Source organism: Streptomyces sp. NRRL WC-3742, assembly GCF_000720635.1.
In the GTDB taxonomy this organism is placed as follows: Bacteria; Actinomycetota; Actinomycetes; order Streptomycetales; family Streptomycetaceae; genus Kitasatospora.
In genome coordinates this window covers 77,950-85,388 of the sequence record NZ_JOCF01000027.1, presented here as the reverse complement: position 1 = coordinate 85,388, position 7,439 = coordinate 77,950, and the positions used below count along the sequence as shown (strand labels likewise).

The 7,439-nt window shown below is 71.3% G+C and carries 8 protein-coding genes; 2 read left to right on the top strand and 6 right to left on the bottom strand.

The features are described from left to right. A partial coding sequence (locus IH61_RS48550) for a hypothetical protein (protein ID WP_234327205.1) occupies positions 1 to 325 on the top strand: 325 nt, incomplete at its 5' end. A 140-nt stretch (positions 326 to 465) separates the two neighbouring features. Here the strand turns inward: IH61_RS48550 and tyrS are convergent. Beyond that, positions 466 to 1,734, bottom strand: coding sequence for a tyrosine--tRNA ligase (gene tyrS / locus IH61_RS0117015; protein ID WP_031070502.1), 1,269 nt, complete (start codon positions 1,732 to 1,734; stop codon positions 466 to 468). 327 nt (positions 1,735 to 2,061) lie between these two features. Here tyrS and IH61_RS0117010 point away from each other — a divergent pair, with 327 nt between their 5' ends. After that, on the top strand, positions 2,062 to 2,598 hold the full coding sequence (locus IH61_RS0117010; protein WP_031070500.1) for an HNH endonuclease: 537 nt from the start codon (positions 2,062 to 2,064) through the stop codon (positions 2,596 to 2,598). Between the two features lie 16 nt (positions 2,599 to 2,614). On the opposite strand, the gene IH61_RS0117005 is transcribed toward IH61_RS0117010, so the two are convergent. The 5 genes from IH61_RS0117005 to IH61_RS0116985 all read right to left on the bottom strand — a co-directional run bounded on the left by IH61_RS0117005 (position 2,615) and on the right by IH61_RS0116985 (position 7,418). Continuing rightward, positions 2,615 to 4,492: a PQQ-binding-like beta-propeller repeat protein gene (locus IH61_RS0117005; RefSeq protein ID WP_031070498.1), complete on the bottom strand. Its 1,878-nt coding sequence runs from the start codon at positions 4,490 to 4,492 to the stop codon at positions 2,615 to 2,617. A gap of 117 nt (positions 4,493 to 4,609) precedes the next feature. Continuing rightward, positions 4,610 to 4,918 carry a 4a-hydroxytetrahydrobiopterin dehydratase gene (locus tag IH61_RS0117000; protein WP_031070496.1) on the bottom strand — a complete coding sequence of 103 codons (309 nt, stop codon included), beginning with the start codon at positions 4,916 to 4,918 and terminating at the stop codon, positions 4,610 to 4,612. Between the two features lie 86 nt (positions 4,919 to 5,004). After that, complete coding sequence (locus IH61_RS0116995; RefSeq protein ID WP_031070494.1) at positions 5,005 to 5,763, bottom strand: sulfite exporter TauE/SafE family protein; 759 nt, start codon at positions 5,761 to 5,763, stop codon at positions 5,005 to 5,007. Positions 5,764 to 5,932: 169 nt separating this feature from the next. Beyond that, positions 5,933 to 6,985 (bottom strand): SPFH domain-containing protein, encoded by a 1,053-nt coding sequence (locus IH61_RS0116990; RefSeq protein WP_031070491.1) that lies wholly within the window; start codon positions 6,983 to 6,985, stop codon positions 5,933 to 5,935. Positions 6,986 to 6,995: 10 nt separating this feature from the next. Next, the gene (locus tag IH61_RS0116985; protein WP_031070490.1) at positions 6,996 to 7,418 is read right to left on the bottom strand and encodes an NfeD family protein; all 423 of its coding nucleotides are present in this window, start codon (positions 7,416 to 7,418) and stop codon (positions 6,996 to 6,998) included. Positions 7,419 to 7,439 lie beyond the last annotated feature (21 nt).

Here is a 7,439-nt window from a genome sequence, read left to right as displayed (position 1 = left end):
AAGGCCGGGGATGTCAACATATCTGGCGTTGACTTTTGGCACGCTGTTGAGTTCTCAAGGAACGGACGCTTCCTTCGGACCGCCTTCCAGCGGGCCCTCTGGGCGCTTCGTTCTTTCGTGTTTCCAGCTTATCAGATGTTTTCCGCTCCGTTTTCCGGAGTTTCATTCATCCGATTTCCCGAACTGGCCGGGGCCGCTTTTCGCGACGACCACCACGTTAGCGCATTCCGAGATTTTCCCGAAATTCACGCTCACACCGGTTGACGGGAACGCCAACGAGACCCATCTGCATGGGCTGTCGAGTAGTGAGAGTGATGTGCGCTGAGTGGAGTGGCCGTTCCAGCGACTCGTTCAACACTAGGCCACCTGGAGGACATCGTCAAACGCCGAGGACCGGATCTGTCCAGATCCGGTCCTCGGGGCTCAGAGCCGCAGCTCGGAGCACGTGCGTTTTCAGCCAGCCACTCAGCCGGCCGGCGTCAGCTCCGCCGCCGCCAGGTTGCGCTTGCCCCGGCGCAGGACGAGCCAGCGGCCGTGCAGCAGGTCGGCCTCGGTCGGCACGGCCTCCTCGTCCGTCACCTTGACGTTGTTGAGGTAGGCGCCGCCTTCCTTGATCGTGCGGCGGGCGGCCGAGCGGCTCGGCGCCAGGCCGACGGCGACCAACAGGTCGACCACGGGCTGGAGTTCGGTCACCTCGGCCTTGGGTACCTCGGCCAGGGCGGCGGCCAGGGTCGGGGCCTCCAGGTCGGAGAGCTCGCCCTGCCCGAACAGCGCCTTGGACGCGGCGACCGCGCGCTCGTACTGGTCTGCGCCGTGCACGAGGGTGGTGAGCTCCTCCGCGAGGGCGCGCTGCGCGAGGCGGGCGGCGGGGCGCTCTGCGGTCTCGCGCTCCAGCTCCTCGATCTCCTCCTTCGAGCGGAAGCTGAAGATCCGCAGGAAGTTGGAGACGTCCCGGTCGTCCGCGTTCAGCCAGAACTGGTAGAAGGCGTACGGGGTGGTCAGCTCGGGGTCGAGCCAGACGGTGCCGGACTCGGTCTTGCCGAACTTGGTGCCGTCAGCCTTGACGATCAGCGGCGTGGCCAGCGCGTGGACGCCCTTGCCGTCGGCCTTGCGGATCAGGTCCGTGCCGGCGGTGAGGTTGCCCCACTGGTCGCTGCCGCCGGTCTGCAGGGTGCAGCCGTAGCGGCGGTTCAGCTCCAGGTAGTCCATGCCCTGGAGGATCTGGTAGCTGAACTCGGTGTAGCTGATGCCCGCGTCGGAGTTGAGCCGTCGGGCGACGGCCTCCTTGGCGATCATGTTGTTCACGCGGAAGTACTTGCCCACGTCGCGCAGCAGGCTGATGGCCGACATCCCGGAGGTCCAGTCCAGGTTGTTGACCATGCGCGCCGCGTACGGGCCCTCGAACTCGAGGAAGCGCGAGATCTGGCCGCGCAGGCGCTCGACCCAGCCGGCCACGGTCTCGGGGTCGTTGAGCACGCGCTCGGCGGTGGGCTTCGGGTCTCCGATGAGGCCGGTGGCGCCGCCGACCAGGCCGAGCGGGAGGTTCCCCGCCTGCTGGATGCGGCGCATGGTGAGGATCTGCACCAGGTTGCCGAGGTGGAGGCTGGGGGCCGTCGGGTCGAAGCCGCAATAGAACGTGACCGGGCCGTCCGCGAACGCCTTGCGCAGTGCGTCCTCGTCGGTGGACAGGGCGATCAGCCCACGCCACCGCAGCTCGTCGACGATGTCCGTCACGGTCACGCTTCTCCTTCGATCGGGCGTCCGCCCGGTTCCGGCCCGATTCGTTTGCGGGCCCCGGGTCGGTACGACTCCAGCCTGATAGAGCCTACGCGGTTCCGGCCAGCGAGTTTTCCCCGAGGGCGCCCTTCCGGGACGGGCGTGCGCGACCGTGTGCGCCCTCTCCGCGACCCGAGCGCCCCGGCAAGCTCCTGCCCGATACCGGAAATTCCGTTGTTCGTCGGCTGCGTGCCCGGTCAGAGTGGTTTCGCCGCCGCGCGGCGGCAGTGACGTGTGTGGAGACGGTCGTGCCACCCTGGCACGCCCGTGGGAAGGGTGTGCCGAGTGCGCAACACGCTGGTTCTGAACGCGAGCTACGAGCCCCTGACGACGGTGTCGCTCCAGCGTGCCGTCGTCCTGGTGCTCCAGGACAAGGCAGTGGTGGAGCAGGCGCATCCGTTGCGCTCGATCCGGGGTACGGGCGTCAGTGTCCCGGTTCCTCGGGTGATCAGACTGCAGAGGTACGTACGGGTTCCGTTCCGACAACAGGCCCCGTGGTCGAGGCGGGGTGTCCTGGCCCGGGACCAGCACCTGTGCGCGTACTGCGGGCGGCGGGCCACGACGGTGGACCACCTGCACCCGAAGTCCCGTGGTGGCGAGGACAGTTGGATGAACACCGTGGCCGCCTGCGCGGAGGACAACCAGCGCAAGGCCGACCGCACGCCCGAGCAGGCCGGGATGCGGCTGCTGCGCCGGCCGTTCGTGCCGACGCCGCAGGCGACGCTGATGCTGGCGCTGGGCCTGCGCGGCTCGGAGGCCAGGGAACTCGCCGACTGGCTGCCGGCGATACCGGGCCGCCCGGAGAGCGTCCCTGCCGCCTGACGGGACGGGAGCGGGCTCAGCCCTTGGCCTGGTAGCCCGCCGCCGTGCCGAAGTTGCCCGAGTGCTCGGGCACCACGACCACCTGCCCACCACCGATCAGCACCCGTCCGGAGACCAGCAGCGAGCCGGTCCCGGCCGGGAAGTTCCCGCCGGTCGACTCCTGGCCGCCGGCCACCGGGAACCTGTTGAGGTGGGCGGGCTGGTCGCGGCGCTCGTCCACGGCGAGCACCACCGCGCCGCCGTCCAGGCCGACCACCCGGCCGATGCCCTTGGCGCCGGTCGCCGCCTTCCAGCGCTGCTTGCCGGTGTCCAGGTCGTACCCGGCCACGGACAGCGGCCCGCCGCCGGTCGGGGTGAGGGCGGCGACGAGGGTGCGGTCCTGGAAGAACACCTCGGGCGTGGCCGAGAAGGTGCCGTGGGCGACGGCCAGTCGGCCTCCGTCCGCCGTCACGGGGATCTCGGCGGCCGGGTCCCCGTTCGCCCCCCAGGCGAACACCCGGTCGTCCTCGGGCTTGGCGCCGGTGGTGAGGACGACGGCGGGCTCGGCCGAGAGCACGGTGACGGTCTTCGGCTGGTTGTTCAGGCCCCGCCACCAACTCACCTTGCCGTCCGCCGTGTTGAGCGCGACGGCCTGGTCGGCGGGGGTCGAGTCGGCGCAGGAGGAGGCGACCATCACGGTCTTTCCGGTGACGCCGCCGGAGAGCGTGCAGAACTTGCCCTGCCCGGTGTACTGCCAGACGTCCTTGCCGTCCGCCGACTCCCAGGCGATGGCCCGGTCGTCGCCGACCGCGATCACCTTGTCCTCGGTGACGCCGACCCGCGCGGAGTACGTGCCCTTGGCGTCCGAGACGGCCTTCGTCCAGGCGGTCTTGCCGGTCCTGGTGTCCACGGCCGCGACCAGCGTGCACGGGCTCTTCGGGTCGGCCTGCGCCCGGAAGAGCGCCGCGCCGAGACCGGCCTGGTTCACGCCCGCCGACAACCCGCAGGGGACGGCCCCGGCGGCCGGCGGCTCCACCGACCAGGTGGGCTTGCCGCCCGTGCGGTCGTAGGCGCGGACACCGGAGGCGTCGGCCCGTACCACCGCGTCGGGCAGCAGCCAGCTGCCGACCAGGGTGTCGTCGGCGCCCGGCTCGACGGCCGCGGCGGGCTGCGCGGCCCAGACCCGGGAGTGCGCCACCGAGAAGCCCGGCTCGCCGCCGCTGTCGGCCGCAGCGCTGCCGCCGTCACCCTCGATGCCGACCATCAGCCCGGCCGCGACCAGCACCGCGAGCGCACCGGCGCCGGCACCCGCGCGCACCAGCAGCGCGCGGCGGCTGGGCACGTGGTCCCCGGCCAGCACCTTGTCCCGGGCCGCCTTGGCCCGGGCCGCGAGCGAGCCACCCGAAGTCCCTTGGGCTCCCTGGGCACCGCGCCGGGCGGCGGCCCGGGAGGACGACCGCGAGGGCGCGACGACGGGTTCCTCCACCGCGACGGCTTCCTCTGCGGCCTCCTCGACGGCGGCCTCGGCCGGCTCCCCGGCGAGCTGCACGTACCCGTCCGTCGAGTACTCGGCCCCCTCCGGGACGTAGATCCCGTCCTCCGGCGACGCGTACGCCGGGTACGCCTGCTGCTGCCCGTGGTCCTGGTACGCCGGGTAGCCCTGGTACGGCTCCTGGACGTACCCGCCCTCGGCGTAGCCGGTCGGGCCGTACCCGCCGCCCTGCTGCTCGTAGTAGCCGCCCTGCCCGTACGACGGCGTGGCCTGCCCGTACGCGTCCCAGCCCGGCTGCTGCTGGTGCTGGTAGGCGGCCCAGTCCTGCTGCGGTCCGTGCTGTTCCTGCTGTTCCTGCTGTTCCTGCGGGTACCAGGGCTGCTGCTGCCCGGCGTGGGCGTCTCCGAAGGGCTCCTGCGCCATCCGTTCCGTCCCTCCGAGCCGACGCGTCCTGCCGATTGCGGCAGTCAGCATCTCACGCCCGGCCGAAAACCGACCCTCCGGCCTTGAGAACGGCCGACGAGCGGGGGGCGGCCGGTCTCAGGACGTCGCGGACTCGGCGCCCAGGGCTTCGTCGATGCGGCCGGCCAGGGCGAAGTCCAGGGAGGTGAGCCCGCCGGCGCTGTGGGTGGACAGGACGAAGCGCAGGGTGCGCCAGCGGATGTCGATGTCGGGGTGGTGGTCCAGCGCCTCGGCCTGTTCGGCGACGGCGACGACGACCCGGATCGCCGCCGGGAAGTCGGGGGCGTCGGCGCTGCGGGCGATGCTGCCGCCCTCGCGCGTCCACTGCGGCAGGGCCGCCAGTGCCGCCGTGATCTCGTCCTCGCTCAGCCGGTCCCTGCTGCCCATGGGTTCGCTCCCGTCGCGGTGGTCGAAGCTGGTCGGAGGTACTCGGAGGTGGTCGGAGATGGTGGCGAGGCCATCATCGCGCGGGTTCAGCTCAGCAGCAGCTTGGTGACGGCGACCAGGCCGACCACCACGATCACCCCGCGCAGCACCAGCGGCGACAGCCTGCGGCCGACCTTCGCACCGAGCAGCCCGCCGACCAGCGAGCCGACCGCGATCAGCCCGGCCGCCGTCCAGTTCACCGTCGAGGTGAACAGGAAGAACAGCGCGGCGACGCCGTTGACGATCAGCGCGAGCGCGTTCTTCACCCCGTTGATCCGCTGCAGCTCCTCCTGGAGCAGCATCCCCATCAGCGCCAGCAGCAGCACGCCCTGCGCGGCGCCGAAGTAGCCGCCGTAGATGCCGGTGAGGAACACCCCGACGAGCAGCACCGGGCTGCCGTCCGGGTCCCCGTCGGAGCGGCGCCGGGCGGCGACGAACTTCGCGACCCTGGGCTGGATCACCACCAGCACCAGCGCCAGCAGGATCAGCGCGGGGACGATCGCGTCGAAGGCGCCCTTGGGCAGCTTGATCAGCAGCATCGCGCCGACGAGCCCGCCGAGCAGCGAGGCGGTGCCCAGGCGCAGCAGCCGGCGGCCCTGGTCGGCCAGTTCGCGGCGGTAGCCGTAGACGCCGCTGAGCGAACCGGGCACCAGGCCGAAGGAGTTGGAGACGTTGGCGGTGACCGGCGGGATGCCGACGGCGAGCAGCACCGGGAAGGTGATCAGTGTGCCGGAGCCGACGATCACGTTGATCATCCCGGCGCCGACGCCTGCCGCCAGGACGGCGACGGCCTCCCAGAGCGTCATGGGTCACCCCTCCTCTTGCCCCTGTCCGTTCGTGCCGGGGGTGATCATGCCGGACGGGCCCGCGGCCGGACCAGAGCCGACCGCCATTCGGGACGTACGCCACACGGAAAGCGCGAGGGCCCGCTGCCGTACGCACGGCAGCGGGCCCTCGGCGAGCTTCAGCGAACACTCACTGCGGGTCGATCTTCGGGTACTCCCGCGTCGGGTCCACCCGGGGGCGGGCGGCGCCCTTCTCGACGTCCACCGGCCGCGGCCCGGCCGCCGGGTCGATCGGCACCTGGGTGGCCGCCGGGGGCGCGGCCGGCGCGCTCGGCGCGGCGACGGCCCCGCCGTTCATCCCGCCGCCGTTGCCGGTCAGGCCGCCGAAGGCGCCGCCGAGGCCCTTGAGCGCGTCGCCGACCTCGCTGGGGATGATCCACAGCTTGTTGGAGTCGCCCTTGGCCAGCTCGGGCAGGGTCTGCAGGTACTGGTAGGCGAGCAGCTTCTGGTCGGCGTCGCCGTCGTGGATGGCCTCGAAGACCGTACGGATCGCGGCCGCCTCACCGTCGGCGCGCAGGACGGCCGCCTGGGCCTCACCCTCGGCGCGCAGCACGTCGGCCTGCTTCTCACCCTCGGCCTTGAGGATCTGCGCCTGGCGCTGGCCCTCGGCGGTGAGGATCGCGGCGCGCTTGTCACGGTCGGCGCGCATCTGCTTCTCCATCGAGTCCTGGATGGAGGTCGGCGGCTCGATCGCCTTGAGCTCGACGCGGTTGACGCGGATGCCCCACTTGCCGGTCGCCTCGTCCAGGACGCCGCGCAGGCCCGCGTTGATGACCTCGCGGGAGGTCAGGGTGGACTCGAGGTCCATCGAGCCGATGATGTTGCGCAGCGTGGTGACGGTGAGCTGCTCGATCGCCTGGATGTAGCTGGCGACCTCGTACGTGGCCGCGCGGGGGTCGGTCACCTGGTAGTAGATGACGGTGTCGATGTTGACGACCAGGTTGTCCTGGGTGATCACCGGCTGCGGCGGGAACGGCACGACCTGCTCGCGCAGGTCGATGCGGTTGCGGACGCGGTCGATGAACGGGACGACGATGTTCAGGCCCGCGTTGAGCGTCCGGGTGTAGCGGCCGAAGCGCTCCACGATCGCGGCGCTGGCCTGCGGGATGACCTGGATCGTCTTGATCAGCGCGATGAAGGCCACCACGACCAGGACGACCAAAACGATAAGGACGGGTTCCACGGACTCTCCCCTAGACGACCAGGGCGGTCGCGCCCTGGATTTCGACGACGTCGACCTGCTGCCCGGGCTGGTAGACCTGGTCCGGGTGGAGCGCCCGGGCCGACCAGATCTCGCCGTTGAGCTTGATCCGCCCGCCCTCCCCGTCGACGGTTTCCGCGACGACCGCGGTGGCGCCCTGGAGCGCCTCGATGCCCATCTTGACGTGCGGGCCCTTCTGCAGCTGCCGGTAGGCGATCGGGCGGACGAAGGCCACCATCGCGACCGAGACCACCAGGAAGGAGGCGGTCTGCAGGACCACTCCCCCGCCGAGTGCGGCCACCCCGGAGGCGGCCAGCGCACCGATCGCGAACAGCAGGAATTCGGGCACCGCGGTGAGCACCAGCGGTATACCGAGCACCCCGGCGATCAAGAGCCAAACGATCCAGCTGTCCACTCGACCATCCTAGGGATCGAA

What these genes read in the sequence shown, in the direction of transcription:
- IH61_RS0117005 (WP_031070498.1), bottom strand. Translation starts at nt 4,492, where the DNA reads ATGGCGCAGGAGCCCTTCGGAGACGCCCACGCCGGGCAGCAGCAGCCC.
- IH61_RS0117000 (WP_031070496.1), bottom strand. Translation starts at nt 4,918, where the DNA reads ATGGGCAGCAGGGACCGGCTGAGCGAGGACGAGATCACGGCGGCACTG.
- IH61_RS0116995 (WP_031070494.1), bottom strand. Translation starts at nt 5,763, where the DNA reads ATGACGCTCTGGGAGGCCGTCGCCGTCCTGGCGGCAGGCGTCGGCGCC.